Raw genomic sequence first — 20,417 nt, 5'->3', positions numbered from 1 at the left:
CGTTTTCGCGGTACCACCCTAGTTACAAGAAATAAATATTTTTCAAATATATTTAATTTCTCATCACTTAATTATCATATTAACGTTAACACAAAGTAGCGTTCAACAGATTAACTTGTACTTTTCACCAACCAGTACATCTCTACTTAAGTTAAAAAGTTTACTCATCTTTATGCGAATTCAAATTTATTTTAAGTATTTTTATTTAAATTGTCAATGTTCAACAAAGTCGTAAGGTGAAACATTTCCCATATTAATCATTGGATTAATTTGATAAATTGTTTCTTCACTTAAAGTAATGTGTTCAACTGCATTATTATCCTCTGTATCATCTATATTTATCGGTTCATCATTCTCTTCTACGTCTATATTAACCTGACTCATACCAAAATAATTTATAATTAGTGTTTTTAATTGTGTATGTCTTTCTTGACCTTGAGTATTTAAGGCAATGTCAAATGCTTTTGGATCTCCTAATAGTACTAAAGATTGTTTTGCACGTGTCAGACCTGTATATAAAATAGGTCTTTGCAACATTCTAAAATATTGTTTGACAATAGGCATAATAACAATTGGGAATTCTGATCCTTGTGATTTATGGATTGAGGTACAATAAGCATGTGTGAGTTCTAATAAATCTTGTCTAGTAAATGTAATTTCATTTCCTTCAAAATCGACAATCAGTACATCTTTATTAAGTGCATTTTCTTTAGCCCAAAATATACCTACTATGACGCCAATATCACCATTAAAAATATTGTCATTTGGTCGATTAACTAGTTGTAAAACTTTGTCTCCTTTTCTAAACTTTATATCGCCAAACTCTATTTCTCTTGTATCTTTTTCTTTAGGATTTAAAATATTTTGTAATACTTGATTAAGTCTTTTTATCCCTGCACTTCCTTTGTACATAGGTGCTAAAACTTGAATATCACTCATATCATATCCTTTATTTACAGCGCTAGATACTACTTTCTCCACTACGGTTGGAATTTGTTCTACATTGCAATGAATAAAACTTCTATCGTGATAACGTTTTGTAATATCTATTGACTCATGATGTTTCATGCGATGAGCTAAGTCAATAATACTAGAACCATCTTGTTGGCGATAAACTTCAGTTAAATTAACTCTTGGAAATGCTTTAGACTCAATTAAATCCTTAAATACTTGGCCAGGACCGACAGACGGCAATTGATCTTCATCGCCTACTAGAATAATTTGTGCATCTAGTGGAACGGCACTTAAAAATTGATGGAACAACCAAGAATCAACCATTGACATTTCATCAATTATAATGAGCTTAGCTTTAATTTCATTTTCAAGAATATCTTCTGGTTGAGTATCTTGATTCCATCCTATTAATCGATGAATCGTCATTGCTTCTAATCCAGTTGATTCTTGTAAACGTTTTGATGCCCTTCCAGTTGGGGCGGCTAATACGATTGGATAATCATCTTCTTGATAATCGGAATACTTAAGAGATAGACCATGAATTTCAGCATACAATTCTACAATCCCTTTAATAACAGTTGTTTTACCTGTTCCTGGACCTCCAGTTAGTAACATTATTTTCGAATTCATCGCCGTTTCAAGTGCTTCTTGTTGTGATTTAGCATAATTAACATTATTTTGATCTTCTATTTCACCAATATGTATCTGTAAATCTGATTGCTCTATTATTTTAAAGTGATTTTTGTATGTGTTGATACGATACAAATTTTGAACGCTTTTAAGTTCTGAATAGTATAAACTTGGAATCGCAACATGACTATTCTCTAAAATAATTTTCTTTTCTTCAAAAAGTGTTTGTAGCACATGTTTTAATTGTTCTTGTTCAATTGTTTCATCTAAATGCTTATCTGAAAGCATATCTTCTGTAATTTCTAATACAGCATTTTCATCTAAATAAGTATGTCCCTGTTTTATACATTCTTCTTCAAGAGTATATAATAACCCAGCTTTTAAACGTTCTGAATCGTTATAAGCAATACCATTATTTCTAGCTAATGTATCAGCTTTTTGAAAACCAATACCTTTTACATCATAAACTAATTGGTATGGATTGTTTTCTAGAATTTTTAAAGTCTCTGATTGATAAAATTGATAAATCGCCATGGATAATTTTGGACCAAAACCTAAGTCATGTAAGCGAATCATTATTTTTTCTGACTCTTGATTTGCACTAATTTGTTCTGCAATCTGTTTTTGTTTCGATTTTGCTAAACTAGGAACGTTTTCGAGAACAGAAGGATCAGTTAAAATATCATTTATTGCATTTTCTCCTAATGTATTTACAATATTCTGAGCAGTCTTTTTACCAATACCTTTAAATAAATCACTAGATAAATAACTTATTATGGCATCTTTAGTTTGAGGCAGTTCTTTTTCAAATGTTTCAGCTTTAAGTTGTTTACCATAACGAGGATGTTGAACAATTTGTCCTTTAAACGTATAGACATCTCCTTCAACAATATTAGGAAAAAACCCTACAACTGTAGGCAGATTATCAAATGATTCATTAGTTTCAATGGAATCTACTTTTAAAACAGTATAAAAGTTATCTTTATTTTGAAATAGAATGGTATCAACTGTTCCTTTAACCATTGAGTAATCAAATAGTGTAGGGTTTGACATATTATTCCTCCTCATTTTTTAGAGATTTAAATGTTTGTTTAGCATGCTGACTTAATAAATGTTTAGGATCAATTTGAATTGCTTTATCAAAATACTGAATTGCTTCATCAGCATCCTCAGTTTCCATATACGTTGCCAGACCTAAATTATATAATGCATCTACGTGATTAGGATTAATAGATAAAACATAGTTTAATTGCTTAATGGCTTCTTGAAACATTTCTAAATGACATAAGGTTAAACCATATTGAAATTGAACTTCTGTGTCCAAAGTTTGATCTAATTCAGCAGCAGTCATAAAAAAGGGTAATGCTTCTCTTTGCGCATCTAGTTGGCTAAAAGACATACCAATCATATAATTAGTATCAATGGGATTCATATTATACTTTAAAGCTCGTTGATAAAGTTTTATTGCTTCTTGAAAACGAGATTGTTCATAATATAGATTAGCTAAATTATAGTAAACAGCACCATTTTTGTCATCTAATGTTATTGCTTTTTGGAAGAATCTTTCTGCTTTCTCAATCTCACCAACATCAGCTAAAATAATACCAGCATTAATATAATTTTCAATAATGTTAGGATTCTCTTCAATGTTATTAAATAATGCTTTAATGGCTTCTTCATAATTACCATTATTCATCCACTGATATATTGTTTCTTGTTCAATCATTTCCATGTCTCCATTTCTAACATAAATTTGCAATTAAAAAGAAACCGCTAATTCTCATTTACAATGAGTTAACGGTTTACTAAAAATTAAACAACATAGCTAAGTTGACCTGTTGTTTTATATACATCGTCTATAGTAGCGCCACCTAAACAAACTTCTCCATTATAGAATACCACTGCTTGGCCTGGTGTAATAGCTCGAACAGGTTCGTCGAAAGTAACTCGAATAGATTGTTCATCTTCTTTTTGAACAAATACTTTAGTGTCTTTTTGACGATATCTAAATTTAGCAGTACATTCAAATCCATTTTCTAAATCAACTGGATTAACAAATGATGCGTCGGAAGCAATTAAATAATCACTATATAATGCATCATGATGGAAGCCTTGCTCGACATATAAAATATTATCTTCAAGATTTTTACCAACAACAAACCATGGATCTCCATCTCCACCAATACCTAGTCCATGACGTTGGCCAATAGTATAATACATTAAACCACTGTGTATGCCCATTTTTTTACCATTGAGTGTTCTCATTTCACCAGATTGTGCCGGTAAATATTGAGAAAGGAATGATTTAAAATTACGTTCCCCAATAAAGCAAATACCTGTAGAATCTTTTTTCTTAGCTGTTGCTAAGTCTTGTTCTTCAGCGATTTTACGAACTTCTTTTTTTTCTATGTCTCCAATTGGAAACATGACTTTAGATAATTGTTCTTGAGATAATTGATTTAAAAAGTATGTTTGATCCTTATTATCATCTACCCCACGTAACATTTCTACGCGACCATCTTCATGTCTACGGATTCGTGCATAATGACCAGTAGCCACATAATCGGCTCCTAATTTTAATGCATGTTCTAAAAATGCTTTAAATTTAATTTCTTTATTACACATGACATCTGGATTAGGTGTACGACCTTTTTTATATTCATCTAAGAAATATGTGAATACTTTATCCCAATATTCTTTTTCAAAATTCACAGCATAATATGGTATACCAATTTGATTACATACAGCTATGACATCATTATAATCTTCTGTAGCTGTACATACACCATTTTCATCTGTGTCGTCCCAGTTTTTCATGAAGATGCCAATGACATCATATCCTTGTTCCTTTAAAAGATATGCTGTGACTGAACTATCTACACCTCCAGACATACCAACTACAACACGTATATCTTTATTTGACAAGTTCTATTCCTCCTTAAATTTATGATATATTTTATGAATTTCAGCAACAATATATTTTATATCTTGTTCGGTTGTGAGTTCATTAAAACTAAATCTAACTGAATGTTTTGCGCGATCTTCATCTTCATACATAGCAGCAAGTACATGTGACGGAGTTGTTGAGCCAGCTGTACATGCAGAACCAGACGAAACATAAATATTTGCTAAATCCAATAAAGTTAACATTGTTTCTACATCTATAAATGGAAAATATAAATTAAGTATATGGCCAGTCGTTTCTACCATTGAACCATTGACTTCAAATGAAATTGCACGTTCTTGCAAACTTACTAAAAATAGTTCTTTTAATTGCATTAAATGAATATTATTTTGATCTCGATTTTTAGTAGCTATTTCTAGAGCTTTTGTCATTCCAACTATTTGTGGAACACTTTCCGTTCCAGCACGGCGTTTAGTTTCTTGTTCCCCGCCTAATTGAGAATACTCGATTGGTGTATTGTTTTTTACTAATAAAATACCTACACCTTTAGGTCCACCAAATTTATGAGCAGTAATACTCATGGTATCAATATTAAACTCACTAAATTTAATATCTAAATGGCTAATTGCTTGGACTGCATCCACATGTAATAGAGCATTTGAATTAGAAACAATGTTTTCAATATCGTAAATAGGTTCTACTGTGCCCACTTCATTATTGACAAACATAATAGATACTAAGATAGTATCATCTGTTAAGGCTTCTTCCAATTGATCCAAATCAACTTTACCTGTATCATCTACATCTAAATATGTGACTTCATATCCTTCTTTTTCTAGTTGCTCGAATACGTGTAATACAGAATGATGTTCAATTTTTGTAGTAATAATATGATTACCTAAATGCTCATTAGCATAGACTAAACCTTTAATAGCAGTATTATTTGATTCTGTAGCACCACTAGTAAAAATGACTTCGCTTGGTTTAGCACCTAGTAATTGAGCTACATTTCTTCTAGATTCATCTAAATAACGTCTAGCATCTCTACCTACTGTGTGAATAGAAGATGGATTGCCGTAGTGCGATTGATATATATCCATCATTGCTTCTATAACTTCTGGTTTGACTGGTGTAGTTGCAGCATAATCTGCATATACTTCCATTATTAAGTACACTCCTCACAATATTATCAATGTTCCTATAATAGCACCTCATTCTAAAATTTTCTACCTTCTTGTTTATGAATTAATATATTAACTATTTTTCTTTCAATAATTATTTTAAGTATGAGCAATTTAATAACTGTAATCGTTTTAAGTTGTTAAACTATTAGATAATAAAGATAAAAAGGAGAAATAGTCTATGTCTGATATAAAATTTTCTGCATTAAATTTAGTTCCTATACGAGAAGGTCAAACTGATAAAGATGCAATTAATGATATGGTGGCTTTAGCTCAGAAATTAGATGAATTAGATTATGAGCGTTATTGGATTGCAGAACATCATAATGCACCTAATTTAGTAAGCTCAGCTACATCATTGTTAATACAACATACGCTTGAACATACTCATAATATTAAAGTTGGTTCAGGTGGCATCATGCTTCCAAACCATGCACCTTTAGTTGTTGCTGAGCAATTTGGTACCTTAGAAACCATTTATCCCAATCGTGTAGATTTAGGATTAGGTAGAGCACCTGGTACTGATATGATGACAGCAAGTGCATTGAGACGAGATCAACATAATGGTGTGTATGCTTTCCCTGAAGAAGTAGAACAATTACAAACTTATTTTGGTCCAGGAAATAAACAAGCTTATGTAAGGGCTTATCCTGCAGTAGATAAAAATGTACCGTTGTATATACTCGGATCATCAACTGACTCTGCACATTTAGCAGCTAGAAAAGGTCTACCCTATGTTTTTGCAGGTCATTTTGCACCACAGCAAATGAAAGAAGCAATTGAAATTTATCACGACTTATTTGAACCATCTGAAGCATTAGATAAACCATATATGATTGTATGTTTAAATGCTATAGTGACAGAAACTGATAAAGAAGCAGAATATTTAGCTAGTTCTTTAGCACAAGTATTCATTAGTATTGCTCGAGGAAGAATGCAACCAGTTCAACCACCAACTGATGATTTAAAAGGTCTTTTAACACCTAGAGAGTATGAAATGGCAAAACAAAGATTTGATGATTCTCTTATTGGTTCTGAAGAAACAGTGAAAGCTAAATTAGAAGCATTTTTAGAGGAATATGGTGATATTGATGAAATAATGGTCGTAAGCTATATTTATGACCAAGATAGACAATTTGAATCATATGAGCGTTTTAAACGAGTCATTCAAAAATTAAATAAATAATATTGATTAAAACCTGTTGAATATAAATAAATTGTCAACAGGTTTTAAATTTTTCATAAAAAAAGAGTGATGATCAAAATCACCACTCACAATTTTAATTATTTATTGTCTTTTTTGTCGTCTTTACTGTCATTATTTCCGCCAGTATATTCATTAATTTTATCTTTTACTTTATTTACTTGTTCGTTATCGCTATTTTTAAATTTCTCTGCTGCATCTTTTGCTTTATCCATGAATCCCATGTTGAAATTCTCCTTTCGAATTTAAGCATTTAATTTTTAATAAGTAATTTTTACTTATATTAATCCAATACCACAGCAAAAAAGTTTTAAACATAATAAATTTAAATTTTTAAATGTAAAACATATAACCATCTAAATCGTTATCTGATTCTACAAAATCAGCTAAATATTTTAATGTTGTATTATCTAAAACTTCTCTAACAGCATCTCTCATTCGCAACCATAATTCTTTTTGTGCTGGTGGTTCAGAATCTATACTTTCTACAATAGTAATAGGTCCTTCTAATAAGCGAATAATATCGCCAGCTGAAATTTCTTCAGATGGGACTCTTAATTGATATCCACCCTTAGCGCCACGAATACTTCGAATTAATCCAGCATTTCTTAAAGGACCCACGAGTTGTTCTAAATATAAATCACTTAAATGATTTTCTTCAGCAATTGTTTTTAATGATACACACCCTTGCCCCTCTCTTTTTGCTAGGGAAATCATTAAAGTTAACCCATATCTCCCTTTCGTTGATATTTTCATAGTTTTACCTCACTTAATTCGAATAATATAGTCCCATTCTATCATTTTTTCAGTTAATATAGTAATAGAAAGGTGTGAAAAAATTGAATACAGAACCTTTAGCTTCAAGAATGAGGCCTACAAATATAAATGAAATTATTTCACAACAACATCTAGTTGGTCCAAGAGGCATTATAAGACGTATGGTAGAAACTAAAAAATTATCTTCTATGATTTTTTATGGACCTCCTGGAATTGGAAAAACTAGTATTGCTAAAGCCATTGCTGGCAGTACTGAATATAAATTTAGACAATTAAATGCAGTAACGAATACAAAAAAAGATATGCAAATGATAGTTGAAGAAGCTAAAATGTCAGGACAAGTCATTTTATTATTAGATGAGATTCACCGCTTAGATAAAGCAAAACAGGATTTTTTATTACCACATTTAGAAAATGGTAAAATCATTTTAATTGGTGCTACAACTTCTAACCCTTATCATGCAATTAATCCAGCGATTCGCTCACGTGTACAAATTTTTGAATTATATCCACTTGATGAAAAGGATGTATATCAAGCATTAACTAGAGCATTAAATGATGATCAAAATGGTTTAAAATCGTATCAACCAAAAATTGATGAAGATGCACTAAAATATTTCTCTACTCGAAGTCATGGTGATGTAAGAAGCGCTTTAAATGCTTTGGAATTAGCAGTATTAAGTGCTAAAGTTTCCAATAATCAACGTCATGTTACTTTAGAAGATGCTAAAGATTGTTTACAAAAAGGTGCTTTTATCAGTGATAAAGATGGTGACATGCATTATGATGTCATGAGTGCATTTCAAAAGTCTATTCGTGGAAGTGACGTTAATGCTGCTTTACATTATTTGGCGAGACTAATCGAAGCAGGTGATCTTCCAACAATCGTACGACGTTTACTCGTCATTAGTTATGAAGATATTGGCTTAGCTTCTCCAAGTGCTGGTCAAAGAACACTAGCAGCTATTCAATCAGCTGAACGACTCGGATTGCCTGAAGCACGAATTCCTCTAAGTCAAGCAGTAATTGAATTATCACTATCTCCTAAGTCTAATTCAGCTATAAAAGCAATTGATAGTGCATTAAGTGATATCAGAAAAGGCAAAGTTGGTCAAATACCTAATCACCTACGTGATGGTCACTATCAAGGAGCAAAAGACTTAGGCCGATCTATCGGTTATAAATATCCTCATGATTATGAGAATGGTTATATTAAACAGCAATATTTACCTGACGCTTTAAAAAATAAAATATATTATGAACCAAAAACAACTTCTAAAAGTGAACAACAATTTAAAATAGTGTATGATAATTTAAATCATAAAAACTAATAAAACCTATGGAAAAGATGATAATACTTCATTCATCTCTTCCATAGGTTTTTTGTTAGTTATTACCTTTATCTTTAATTCTACGTACAGGAATATCTTTTAAAATATCATTTACGACATAACTTGCACAAATTAAACCTACTGTGCTTGGTACAAATGCATTCGATGATGGAGGCATTTGACCTTTTCGATTTATTGCATTTGCATCTCCAACAGTTTTCTTAACATCTTCACGAATAACTATTGGACTCTCATCTGAAAAAACAACAGGAACACCTTTTTTTATTCCAAGTTTTTTCAACTTGTTACGAATAATTTTTGCCATTGGATCCATATATGTTTTTGAAATATCAGCAATTTTGAAACGTGTTGGATCTATTTTATTCGCAGCGCCCATACTTGAAATCAACTTGATTCCTCTATCTAAACATTCTTTCATTAAATGAACTTTGTATATAATCGTGTCACTTGCATCGATAAAATAATCAATATTGTAATTATTAAAAATATCTTCATATGTCTCTTCAGTATAAAACATGTGAAGAGGTGTAACTTTACAATTTGGATTGATGAGTTTAATTCGTTCTTCCATTAATGTTACTTTACTTTGACCTATGGTAGTAGTTAATGCATGAATTTGACGGTTTACATTAGTGATATCTACGTCATCTTTATCAATAAGAATAATGTGACCAATGTTAGTTCTTGCTAAAGCTTCAGCAGCAAATGAACCAACTCCACCTACCCCTAAGACCGCTACTGTCTTGTCTTTTAGTAAATCTAGTCCTTCTTGTCCATAGGCTAATTCATTTCTAGAAAATTGATGTTTCATAATTAACTCCTTTACTTAGCAAATATTAATACTATATTAACAGAAAAAAGCAAAAAAAAATACGTAAGGCCTAAAGCCTTACGTACCGATAGAGTCCGTAGTTGCCGTAGTTATAAAAAGCTTGATCATTCGGCCTGCTATATACAGGTGGGTGCCCTGTTTCTTGTTTTGCAAGTCCTCCAAATGAGGCGTGTGCGCTGCAAGAAAACCTATTGGGCTCCCTGATCAAAAAGTGTTAGGCCCAAATAAAAAGCAAACATACGAACAACACAGATGACTATCTTATAGACATATTTTATCATAAAGAGCTTATTAAATAAATCCTTAAATATTGTATGAGGATGTTTATTTTTAAAATATTTTTAAATATATAAGTTTACATAATATAATTATTGTTATTTAAAATTTAAGTTAGTGTATATAAAAATTGGAACAGAAACTCAATTCCCGTCCCAATTTAGCACTAAATTATTCTATTTTAAAAATGAAGATTAATGACGAATTCTTAATGATAATTCTTCTAATTGTTTATCTGATACTTCACTTGGTGCATCCGTTAATAAGCAAGTTGCAGAAGCAGTTTTAGGGAAAGCGATAGTATCACGTAAATTAGTTCTATTTGTGAGTAACATAACTAGTCTATCTAGACCTAAAGCGATGCCTCCATGTGGTGGTGCGCCGTATTTAAAGGCATCTAATAAGAAACCAAATTGCTCTCTAGCTTGTTCTTTAGTAAATCCTAAAACTTCAAACATTTTTTCTTGTAATTCTCCATCAGATATTCTGATTGATCCACCGCCTAATTCGTATCCATTTAATACAACGTCATAAGCATTTGCTTGAACTTTTTCAGGTTCAGAATCTAGTTTAGCAATATCTTCTTCTTTAGGTGATGTAAACGGATGATGCGCAGCAACATAACGTTTAGCATCTTCATCATATTCTAATAAAGGCCAATCTGTTACCCATAAGAAGTTTAATTTTGATTCATCAATTAATTTTAATTCTTTTGCAATTTTAATTCGAAGTGCACCTAAACTTTGTGCAACAACATTTGGCTTATCTGCAACAAACATTACTAAATCTCCAGGTTTAGCACCTGTTAATTCTTTTAATGTGTTAACATTCTCTTCTTCAAAGAATCTTGCTATCGGACCACTTAAGCCTTCATCTACAACTTTCACCCAAGCTAGACCCTTAGCACCATAGATATTTACAAATTCTGTTAATCCATCCATATCTTTACGTGTATAGTTATCTGCAGCACCTTCAGCAACGATTGCTTTAACTTCTCCGTCGTGTTCTACAGTATCTTTAAACACTTTGAAATCCATTTCTTTTCCTAATTGAGACACATCTTGCAATTCCATACCAAAACGTGTATCTGGTTTATCAGAACCATATCGTTTCATTGCTTCATCATATGTCATACGAGGGAATGGTGTTTGAATATCAATACCTTTTACATCTTTTACAACTTTAGAAAGCATTTCCTCGCCCATTTGAATAATATCTTCTTGATCAACAAAACTCATTTCGATATCTACTTGTGTGAATTCAGGTTGACGATCAGCACGTAAATCCTCATCACGGAAACATTTTACAATTTGATAGTATTTATCAAAACCACTAATCATCAATAATTGTTTAAATAACTGTGGTGATTGTGGTAAAGCGTAAAATTCGCCTTCATGTACACGCGATGGCACTAAATAGTCTCTCGCACCTTCTGGTGTAGATTTTGTTAATACGGGTGTTTCAATATCAAAGAAACCATTATTATCAAGATATTGACGAATTGATCGAGTCGTTTGATGTCTCATTTTAAATGTTTGAGCTAATTCTGGTCGTCTTAAATCTAAATAGCGATATTTAAGACGAATATTTTCATCAACACTTTGATTTTCTTCATTAATTGAAAATGGTGGTGTCGCTGATTTATTAATTATACGAATATTAGATACTTGAACTTCTACTTGACCTGTTTTAATTTTTGGATTAACTGTTTCTGGGTCTCTTTTAGTTACTGAACCTTCAACTTCAACTACATATTCTGATCTTACAGTTTCAGCAATAGATAGAGCTTCTTTTGAAAAATCTGGATTAAATACAATTTGTACAATTCCCTCTCTATCACGTAAATCAACAAAAATAAGGCCACCTAAATCGCGTCGGTTATGAACCCAACCTTTTAGTGTTACTTTCTGACCTAATAATTCTTCAGTTACTAAACCACAATATGTTGTTCTTTTACCCATTATTTATTCTCCTTTTCTTTATTAAAGAAACTAACTACTTCATTTAATTGAATTGTTTTTGTTTCACCTGTAGACATTTCTTTAACATCAATTTTATTATTGTCTAGCTCTTGGTCACCTATTACAATCGTATATTTAGCATTTAAACGATCAGCTTGCTTCATTTGTCCCTTAATTTTTCGATTTAAGTAATCTTTATCAGCTTTCACGCCATGTTTTCTTAAATCATTTAAAAGTTTCACGCTATATTGTTCTGCTTTTTCACCCATCGTTACGACAAATAAATCGAAATCTTCATCCACATTCAATTCTATGTCTTCTTCTTCAAGTGCAAGAAGTAATCGTTCAATACTAAGGGCAAAACCTATTCCTGTTTGCTTAGGACCATCTAATAACTCAAGAAGTCCATTATAACGACCTCCACCACATAGTGTAGTAATAGCACCGTCATAATTTGGATTATCCATCATGAGTTCAAATGCCGTATGAGTATAATAATCAAGTCCACGCACTAAATTAGGATCTTCAACATAATTGATACCTAGTTGATCTAAATGATGTTTAACTGCTTCATAATATGCCTTTGATTCATCATTTAAGTAATCTGTAATTCTTGGAGCATGTTTCACTGCTTCTTTGTCTCTATCAACCTTACAATCTAAGATTCTCATTGGATTTGTATGCAAACGTGATTGACAATCATTACAGAATGTATCAATGACAGGTTCAAAATGCTTAATTAATGCTTCGTTATATTCTTTACGAGATGCTTGATCTCCTATACTATTAATCACTAGCTTTAAATGTTTTAAACCAAATGATTCATATATATGCATTACCATTGCTAATACTTCTGCATCAATACTTGGATTTTCTGCTCCTATTGCTTCTACACCAAATTGATTAAATTGGCGATAACGTCCTTTTTGTTTTCGTTCGTATCTAAACATTGGTCCGTTATAGTAGAGCTTAATAGGTTGATTAGGTTCACCTTGCATTTTATTTTCAATATATGATCGCACGACTGCTGCAGTTCCTTCAGGTCTTAATGTAATACTTCTATCGCCTTTGTCTTTAAACGTATACATCTCTTTTTGAACGACATCAGTAGAATCTCCTACACCTCTTGCAAATAAGTCAGTACTTTCAAATATTGGTGTACGTATTTCTTTATAATTGTATAATTTCATTAATTCATCTAATTTATTTTCAATATATCGCCATTTTGCAGACTCTTGAGGTAAAATATCTTGCGTTCCTCTAGGAATCTTAATCATACAATCACTCCTTCTAAATTGTTGTTAACTATTAAATTTCTTTAATAAAAAAGTCCCTTATATAGCTTCATGCTATATAAGGGACGATATGCCGTGTTGCCACCCTAATTGAGAATAAAAATATTCTCCACTCATCACGTGTAACGTACGCAAACCGGCTTTATTTTATCAAAGCACCTTTTCTTGTGTTCAAAGATACCAATGTACTAGTATAATCTTTCAGCCTAGGATTACTTCTCTTCACAATCAATATGATTGTTCACTATTTCATTAGTCTTTTCAAGAATACAAACGGTATTATTTATAAAGTTCACTGATTATGATACCGATTTTAGGAAAAGTTTGCAAGTATTATGAAGCAAAATATTGTTTTAATCCATCTACAACCGCTTCTTCTACAACCTGTCTATGTAATTGATTTCTAATCATTTTTTCATCGGTAGGATTACTTATATAGCCCAATTCAAGTAACACAGCTGGTTTATTCGTTTGTCTTAAAACTTGATAATTTTGTTGACGAACACCACGATTAGAAAGTAATGACTTTTTTTGAATATTCGCATTTAATACTTCTGCTAATGTTTCTTGACTATTTTGATACCAATATACAGTAGCGCCATTAGCATTATGACTATCTAATGAATCATTATGAATACTTATAAATACATCACCTGTCGCTTTTCTATTATCTAAGCTTACATAACTATCATCTGTTCTCGTCAATTTAACATGCGCTCCTGCTTTTTCTAATGCACGTTTTAATTCAAGTGCTGTTTTCAAAGTATAGTTTTTTTCGAGAGATTTAAGAGCCGTGGAACTTGAGGCTCCCTGATCACTCCCTCCATGACCAGGATCAAGCACCACAGTTTTATTCTTAAAAGGATTTTCCTGTTTACTGACATCAGCTTTAATATTCAAACTCGTATGCCAACCAGCAACCCATCCTTTTTCATCTCCTTTAGCATTTTGGACTTCAATCCATTTTCCTGACGTCTTTAATTTTTTAAAACTATCTCCTTTTTCAACTTTATATATCACCGGATATCCTGCATTAGGTCCTGTTCTTATTTCAGCATCTTCTGTTATTGTTAGTCTATTACTATCTTGATCATTATGATTCATAAACATAAATATTAATATTATAAAAAGAATAAATAATAACACTACTACTAACGTCAACATATTTTTTAGATCATGTTTGGTTAACCATGTATCTAATTTATTCATATTACTTTGCCATCCTGACTTTCATATATAATCGTTACGGGACCATCATTAATAATTTCTACTTCCATATCTGTCCCAAATTCACCAGTTTGAACATCAATATCATACTTTTGAAGTTCAGAGTTAAACTTATCGTATAATATTTTGGCATCTTCAGGTCGCATGGATTGTGAGAAACCTGGTCTATTACCTTTTTTAACTTCTGCATAAAGTGTAAATTGAGAAATAGATAAAATCGCACCATTAATTTGTTGAATATTTAAATTTAATTTTCCGTTATCATCTTCAAACAAACGTGCATTAATAATTTTCTTCGCTAATACTTCTATATCAGATTCCGTCGAATTTTTCCCAACACCTACTAATAAACAATAACCTTTTTCAATTTGGTTATGAATAGATTTATTAGTGACAGATGCTCGTTTTACTCTTTGTACAACTATTTTCATATCTTAGCACCTCTTTTAATTCCATACTCTAGAAACTGTATAAATATCACTCAATTGTTTAAGTTTTTCAACTACACGAAATACATCATTTACATTTTTAACCATAACGCTAATTGTAATAATTGCATTTTTGTCAATATCAGATCGTGCATTCATTTTAATAATACTTCCTACGGTTGAATTTACGGCTTGAATCACTTCATTGAGTAACCCATTTCGATCATATGCATTGACTTCTAAATCTACTTGATAACGTTGTGTTGAATCTTTTGATTTAACCCATTCGACATTAATTAATCTCTCGTTTTCATTTTTAATATTTGGGCAATCTGATCTATGAACTTTAATACCATGTCCTTTAGTGATATATCCAACAATATCATCACCAGGAATTGGATTACAACATTTAGATAATTTGATTAAAACATTCTCTAATCCTTCGACATAAACCCCACTATCAGTAATGATATCTTCTTTAATTGGTGACGTTTTAATGACTTCTTGTGCTTCATTTAATGCTTTTTGTTTATCTTGTATACGCTGTCTTTCCGTTAATTTATTCACTACTTGTAAAGCAGTAACACCACCAAAACCTACTGCAGCATATAAATCGTCATCATTGGCAAAATGATATTTTTCGTTAACGACTTCAATATTTTTTTCTGTTAGAATCTCATCAACTCGATAACCTTGTTCTTTAATTTCCGCTTCTACCATAAATTTACCTTTTTCTATATTAGAAGAACGATCTTGCTTTTTAAAGAAACTTTTTATCTTACTTTTTGCTCCAGATGATTTAACAATTTTCAACCAATCTCTACTTGGACCGTATGAATGTTTACTTGTGCGAATTTCAATAATATCGCCTGTCTTAAGCATATAATCAATAGGCACAATTTTACCATTGACTTTTGCGCCAATCATTTTATTACCCACTTCGCTATGGATGGCATAAGCAAAATCAATAGGGACTGCGCCATAAGGTAATTCAATCACATCACTTGCAGGCGTAAACGCATATACTTTATCACTTTGTAAATCATATTTAAGTGATTCCATAAATTCTTGTGCATCTGAAGATGTATGGTCAGTTTCTGCAAGTTCTTTTAACCAGTTAAGTTTATTTTGGAAATCTTGTGTTTTAGAATTTATTGTTTTACCTTCTTTATATGCCCAATGCGCTGCCACCCCATGCTCAGCAATTTCGTGCATTTCAAATGTTCGAATTTGAATCTCTAAAGGATCACCATTAGGTCCAACAACAGTAGTGTGTAATGATTGATACATATTTTGCTTTGGCATAGCGATATAATCTTTAAAACGACCTGGCATCGGTTTCCATAATGTATGAACCAAGCCTAAAATAGCATAACAATCATTAATTGAATTCACAATCACTCGTATAGCTAATAAATCAAATATTTGATCAAATTGTTTTTTTTGTTTTACCATCTTACGATAAATACTGTAAATATGTTTAGGGCGACCGCTTATTTCACCTTGGATATTCATTTTATTCATTTCAGTTTGAATTTTATCCATAGCATTTTGAATATATGCTTCACGTTCACTACGTTTTTTCTTCATTAAATTAACAATTCTAAAATACTGTACACTATCAATATAACGTAACGCAATATCTTCCAATTCCCATTTAATGGTATTAATACCTAGACGATGCGCTAAAGGTGCATAGATTTCTAATGTTTCTTTTGAAATACGAATTTGTTTTTCTCTAGCCATTGCTTTTAACGTTCTCATATTATGTAAGCGGTCAGCTAATTTAACTAATATGACACGAACATCCTTAGCTATCGCAATAAATAACTTTCTATGATTTTCAGCTTGTTGTTCCTCTTTAGAACGGTATTTAACTTTTTTTAACTTAGTTACACCATCTACAATTCGTGCAATTTCTTCATTAAACATATTCTTTACGTCTTCAAATGTATATGGTGTATCCTCTATCACATCATGTAAAAAGCCAGCTACAATTGTTGGTCCATCTAAGCGCATTTCTGTTAATATACCTGCTACTTGAATTGGATGCATGATATAAGGTAGCCCATTTTTTCGAAACTGTCCTTGATGTGCTTCATAAGCAATATGATAACTTTTTAAAACATATTGATAATCATCTGCTGATAAATAGGATTTAGCTTTATTTAGTACTTCATCAGCACTATATGGATACTCGTTATTCAATATATGACACCCCGACTTTTTAATATTTCAAATACTCTACCGATAACCGAATCATTGAAAATCAAGAAATTTCTTTTCATTACTTAATTAATCCGAGTACCACTCCTATTAATTAAAGATGCGTGAGTATTAATGTAATTTTAACAAAAGTATTAAAATCTCTAAAAGATTAACTTTGGTTTAAATAATAGTTATATAATACTACAAGTTTTTAAATAAATAAATGTGATTAGATTAATGATGATGCAACGATAATAAAAAAAGCGAGATAGTATTCAATCTGAATTCCTACACTCGCTTTAATATATATTAATCTAGTTACTAAATTAATGACTATTCATCGTAAGAAATTAAACTCATGACATCATAGTCTTTAATTTTTTCCATACCATTTAAATATTTTAATTCAATAATAAAAGCTATTCCAACAACAATACCACCTAATTCTTCTACTAATTTAATAGCCGCTTCGATTGTTCCACCTGTCGCTAATAAATCATCAGTGATTAAAACACGTTGTCCTGGTTTAATTGCATCTTTATGCATTGTTAAAACATTTGTCCCATATTCCAAGTCGTATTCATAGCGAATAACTTCACGTGGTAATTTTCCTTCTTTTCTTACAGGTGCAAATCCAATTCCCATTGAGTACGCAACTGGACAGCCAATAATAAATCCTCTTGCTTCAGGGCCTACTACAATATCAACGTTACGATCTTTTGCATACTTTACAATTTGATCAGTTGCATAACCGTATGCTTCACCATTGTCCATAATAGTTGTAATATCTTTGAAACTAACACCTGGTTTAGGCCAGTCTTGTACTTCAGATACGTATTGCTTTAAATCCATTTAAAAATTTCCTCCTATGCGTTACGCTTTTTGAGCTTTAATCCAATTCTTAAGATGTGAAAAGTCATCATAAAGCATTAATTTTTCAACTTCAATTCTTGACTGTCTCGATTTATAAACTTGACTCGACTCAATAGATTGTTTACTTGGATTATCATTTATTTTAATTATACCATTTTCTTCGTAAATAAAACTTAGGTCAAGAAATACTTTTAAAATAAACTTTAAAGTATTTGGCTTAATATTTAAGTATTGACATAATTGTAACCCTTCTTTTTCTAAGTTCATTTCTTTCTTAGTAAATAGTGCCCTATAACTTTGTTTAAATAGATGAGCACTCGGTAACCCCTCAAAATAAATTGAATGTTGATGGTGTAATACTAAATAGAGTTGTGAGTATTCTAAATATTTTAGAGATTGTGTAACACTATCTAAATCAGTTGGTAAATCACGAAACACAATCGTATTATATGATGAATCAATTGTTTCACCGTAGTGGAAATAATTCTCACCTAACTTCTCTTTTTTAGAATGAATGACAAAAGCAACATTATTAGATGACGTATCAATATTAAGTTGTTTACGTTTACTTCTATAATCTAATATTTGCTCATTTTGAGTCGCTAAATCTTGTATCATCATTTGAGGTGTCTGATTGTTATTCCACTTATTTATTTGTAAATGTCCTATGATATTGACAGGTTGGCCTAATTCTATTTGTGTCATTAAATCACCATTTTTCCAAAATAAATGTTGTAATTTAGCTTGACCAGTTACTAATTTTAAATGATTTTTATCTTTTCCAATCGCTTTAACGTCATTAACTTCTGTATCATCCAATTCAAATAAAGGTTTTTCAAAATCAGTACCAAACGGTTTCAGTATTTTAATATCATGAATATTTGATACAGTAATGTCATCTTCTGAAAGTTTAGTCGTAATATGTTTTGTTGGTTCTAAAGAAGTATGTTTAGAAAGCTGAACCATCCATTCATTTAATCCTTTTGATAATGCATCAATATTATCAATCTCCATCGTCATTCCAGCTGCCATATGATGACCACCAAATTTAGATATCAAGTCTTGATGTGCACTTAAAATTTCGAACATAGACACTTGTTCAATACTTCTAGCTGAACCTTTTGCATGATGTTGTTCTAAATCTATATTTAAAATAAGAGTGGGTAAAGCATAAGTTTCTACAATTTTTGAAGCCACAATACCTAATACTCCCTCATGCCATCCTTCTTTAGCTAAAAGTAAAAATTTGTCGCCATTTTCAACTTTTTCATTAGCCATCAATAGTGCTTCTTCTGTTATTTGAGCGACAATATCTTTACGTTCAATGTTAAAAGCTTCTACTTGTTCAGCTAAAAAATTCGCCTCTTCAGAATCTTCTGCCATCAGTAATTCCGCTGCTAATGACGCATCTTCTAATCTACCTACCGCATTTAAACGAGGTCCAATAATGAAACCAATTGTTTCTTCATCTATTTCATCATTAAATCCTGCTTGATTTAATAATGATTGAATTTGAAATGGACAGGATTGATTTAAATATTTAAGACCTTCTTGAACAATCGTTCTGTTTTCATCAGTCAGTGACACTAAATCTGCAATCGTCCCAATAGTTGCAAGCGCTATGAAATATTCTGGAGGATGATCTATTAAACATTGCGATAATTTGTATGCGACACCAGCTCCACATAAATATTTAAATGGATATTCAAATTCTGGATGCATAGGATGAATAATGGCATATGCTTTTGGTAATGTACGGCCTATTTCATGATGGTCTGTAACAATTACATCGACTCCCAATGCTTGTACCATTTCAATTTCTTCATGACCTTGTATTCCATTATCAACTGTAATAATAAGTGATACGCCTTCATCGTAAGCATTTTGAAAGGCATATTTATTTGGACCATAACCTTCGCTAAATCGATTAGGAATATACCAACCGACTTCAGCGCCCAATTTTTGCAGTGTTTGAACTAATATCGTTGTAGATGTTACGCCATCAGCATCATAGTCTCCATATACTAATATTCTTTCATGTTTATCAATCGCTAAATTAATTCGATCAACAGCTTTTCGCATATCACTCATTAGCCATGAATCATGCTTTTTATTTGTACCATTAATTAATGTATTTATCTCATCATACTGTGTAATCGATTTACTTTCTAAAATCTTTCTTACAATAGGAGATAAATTAAATTCCTTAATAATCTCAGACGATATATCTTGTTTAGGTGCTTCATAAAGCCATTTATATTTAGATTGAATCATAAAGTTATCCTTCCTTTTTCCACAAGCAATTATACCTAAA

16 protein-coding genes and 1 other RNA gene are annotated in these 20,417 nt (G+C 31.3%); 2 read left to right on the top strand and 15 right to left on the bottom strand.

The features are described from left to right. Nucleotides 1-213: 213 nt before the first annotated feature. The 4 genes from recD2 to NSU06_RS05850 all read right to left on the bottom strand — a co-directional run bounded on the left by recD2 (nt 214) and on the right by NSU06_RS05850 (nt 5,652). Nucleotides 214-2,637, bottom strand: coding sequence for an SF1B family DNA helicase RecD2 (gene recD2, locus NSU06_RS05865; protein ID WP_145428793.1), 2,424 nt, complete (start codon nt 2,635-2,637; stop codon nt 214-216). 1 nt (nt 2,638) lies between these two features. Continuing rightward, nucleotides 2,639-3,310 (bottom strand): tetratricopeptide repeat protein, encoded by a 672-nt coding sequence (locus NSU06_RS05860; protein WP_017176176.1) that lies wholly within the window; start codon nt 3,308-3,310, stop codon nt 2,639-2,641. A gap of 86 nt (nt 3,311-3,396) precedes the next feature. Further along, nucleotides 3,397-4,509, bottom strand: coding sequence for a tRNA 2-thiouridine(34) synthase MnmA (gene mnmA / locus NSU06_RS05855; RefSeq protein ID WP_017176175.1), 1,113 nt, complete (start codon nt 4,507-4,509; stop codon nt 3,397-3,399). Between the two features lie 3 nt (nt 4,510-4,512). Further along, on the bottom strand, nt 4,513-5,652 hold the full coding sequence (locus NSU06_RS05850) for a cysteine desulfurase family protein (protein ID WP_145428795.1): 1,140 nt from the start codon (nt 5,650-5,652) through the stop codon (nt 4,513-4,515). Nucleotides 5,653-5,851: 199 nt separating this feature from the next. Here NSU06_RS05850 and NSU06_RS05845 point away from each other — a divergent pair, with 199 nt between their 5' ends. Beyond that, a complete protein-coding gene (locus NSU06_RS05845; RefSeq protein WP_049382006.1) occupies nt 5,852-6,856 on the top strand; it encodes an LLM class flavin-dependent oxidoreductase in 1,005 nt (334 codons plus the stop codon). A gap of 98 nt (nt 6,857-6,954) precedes the next feature. Here NSU06_RS05845 and NSU06_RS05840 read toward each other — a convergent pair whose 3' ends face one another. Both NSU06_RS05840 and cymR read right to left on the bottom strand, forming a co-directional pair. Continuing rightward, nucleotides 6,955-7,098, bottom strand: coding sequence for an SAS049 family protein (locus tag NSU06_RS05840; protein ID WP_017176172.1), 144 nt, complete (start codon nt 7,096-7,098; stop codon nt 6,955-6,957). 109 nt (nt 7,099-7,207) lie between these two features. Continuing rightward, complete coding sequence (gene cymR, locus NSU06_RS05835) at nt 7,208-7,630, bottom strand: cysteine metabolism transcriptional regulator CymR (protein WP_002448977.1); 423 nt, start codon at nt 7,628-7,630, stop codon at nt 7,208-7,210. Between the two features lie 83 nt (nt 7,631-7,713). On the opposite strand from cymR, the gene NSU06_RS05830 reads away from it, so the two are divergent. Next, on the top strand, nt 7,714-8,982 hold the full coding sequence (locus NSU06_RS05830; RefSeq protein WP_054105784.1) for a replication-associated recombination protein A: 1,269 nt from the start codon (nt 7,714-7,716) through the stop codon (nt 8,980-8,982). Between the two features lie 55 nt (nt 8,983-9,037). Here the strand turns inward: NSU06_RS05830 and NSU06_RS05825 are convergent, their stop codons facing one another. From NSU06_RS05825 to recJ, 9 genes are all read right to left on the bottom strand, one after another. Then, entirely contained in the window at nt 9,038-9,814 is a 777-nt protein-coding gene (locus tag NSU06_RS05825) for a tRNA threonylcarbamoyladenosine dehydratase (protein ID WP_002455249.1), read from the bottom strand. An 88-nt stretch (nt 9,815-9,902) separates the two neighbouring features. Further along, a non-coding RNA gene (gene ssrS / locus NSU06_RS05820) (6S RNA) lies at nt 9,903-10,093 on the bottom strand. Between the two features lie 212 nt (nt 10,094-10,305). Then, a complete protein-coding gene (aspS, locus tag NSU06_RS05815; RefSeq protein ID WP_070436596.1) occupies nt 10,306-12,072 on the bottom strand; it encodes an aspartate--tRNA ligase in 1,767 nt (588 codons plus the stop codon). Next, entirely contained in the window at nt 12,072-13,349 is a 1,278-nt protein-coding gene (gene hisS, locus NSU06_RS05810; RefSeq protein WP_145428799.1) for a histidine--tRNA ligase, read from the bottom strand. The genes aspS and hisS overlap by 1 nt, the downstream gene beginning before the upstream one ends. Nucleotides 13,350-13,700: 351 nt before the next feature. After that, the gene (locus NSU06_RS05805) at nt 13,701-14,576 is read right to left on the bottom strand and encodes an N-acetylmuramoyl-L-alanine amidase (protein WP_049382004.1); all 876 of its coding nucleotides are present in this window, start codon (nt 14,574-14,576) and stop codon (nt 13,701-13,703) included. Continuing rightward, the gene (dtd, locus tag NSU06_RS05800) at nt 14,573-15,025 is read right to left on the bottom strand and encodes a D-aminoacyl-tRNA deacylase (protein ID WP_049382003.1); all 453 of its coding nucleotides are present in this window, start codon (nt 15,023-15,025) and stop codon (nt 14,573-14,575) included. Before dtd ends, NSU06_RS05805 begins: the two co-directional genes overlap by 4 nt. A gap of 15 nt (nt 15,026-15,040) precedes the next feature. Continuing rightward, nucleotides 15,041-17,230: a RelA/SpoT family protein gene (locus NSU06_RS05795; protein WP_017176166.1), complete on the bottom strand. Its 2,190-nt coding sequence runs from the start codon at nt 17,228-17,230 to the stop codon at nt 15,041-15,043. Between the two features lie 333 nt (nt 17,231-17,563). Then, nucleotides 17,564-18,082 carry an adenine phosphoribosyltransferase gene (locus NSU06_RS05790; RefSeq protein WP_019835427.1) on the bottom strand — a complete coding sequence of 173 codons (519 nt, stop codon included), beginning with the start codon at nt 18,080-18,082 and terminating at the stop codon, nt 17,564-17,566. A 21-nt stretch (nt 18,083-18,103) separates the two neighbouring features. Continuing rightward, complete coding sequence (gene recJ, locus NSU06_RS05785; RefSeq protein WP_049420489.1) at nt 18,104-20,377, bottom strand: single-stranded-DNA-specific exonuclease RecJ; 2,274 nt, start codon at nt 20,375-20,377, stop codon at nt 18,104-18,106. Between the last annotated feature and the right edge of the window lie 40 nt (nt 20,378-20,417).

This window comes from Staphylococcus sp. FSL W8-1270 (assembly GCF_038007165.1).
GTDB classification, from domain to species: domain Bacteria; phylum Bacillota; class Bacilli; order Staphylococcales; family Staphylococcaceae; genus Staphylococcus; species Staphylococcus hominis.
This window is presented reverse-complemented; position numbering and strand designations above follow the sequence as displayed.

Coding starts and splice junctions, on each gene's coding strand:
- recD2 (WP_145428793.1), bottom strand. CDS start 2,637: ATGTCAAACCCTACACTATTTGATTACTCAATGGTTAAAGGAACAGTT.
- NSU06_RS05860 (WP_017176176.1), bottom strand. CDS start 3,310: ATGATTGAACAAGAAACAATATATCAGTGGATGAATAATGGTAATTAT.
- NSU06_RS05850 (WP_145428795.1), bottom strand. CDS start 5,652: ATGGAAGTATATGCAGATTATGCTGCAACTACACCAGTCAAACCAGAA.
- NSU06_RS05845 (WP_049382006.1), top strand. CDS start 5,852: ATGTCTGATATAAAATTTTCTGCATTAAATTTAGTTCCTATACGAGAA.
- NSU06_RS05840 (WP_017176172.1), bottom strand. CDS start 7,098: ATGGGATTCATGGATAAAGCAAAAGATGCAGCAGAGAAATTTAAAAAT.
- cymR (WP_002448977.1), bottom strand. CDS start 7,630: ATGAAAATATCAACGAAAGGGAGATATGGGTTAACTTTAATGATTTCC.
- NSU06_RS05825 (WP_002455249.1), bottom strand. CDS start 9,814: ATGAAACATCAATTTTCTAGAAATGAATTAGCCTATGGACAAGAAGGA.
- aspS (WP_070436596.1), bottom strand. CDS start 12,072: ATGGGTAAAAGAACAACATATTGTGGTTTAGTAACTGAAGAATTATTA.
- hisS (WP_145428799.1), bottom strand. CDS start 13,349: ATGATTAAGATTCCTAGAGGAACGCAAGATATTTTACCTCAAGAGTCT.
- NSU06_RS05805 (WP_049382004.1), bottom strand. CDS start 14,576: ATGAATAAATTAGATACATGGTTAACCAAACATGATCTAAAAAATATG.
- dtd (WP_049382003.1), bottom strand. CDS start 15,025: ATGAAAATAGTTGTACAAAGAGTAAAACGAGCATCTGTCACTAATAAA.
- NSU06_RS05790 (WP_019835427.1), bottom strand. CDS start 18,082: ATGGATTTAAAGCAATACGTATCTGAAGTACAAGACTGGCCTAAACCA.
- recJ (WP_049420489.1), bottom strand. CDS start 20,377: ATGATTCAATCTAAATATAAATGGCTTTATGAAGCACCTAAACAAGAT.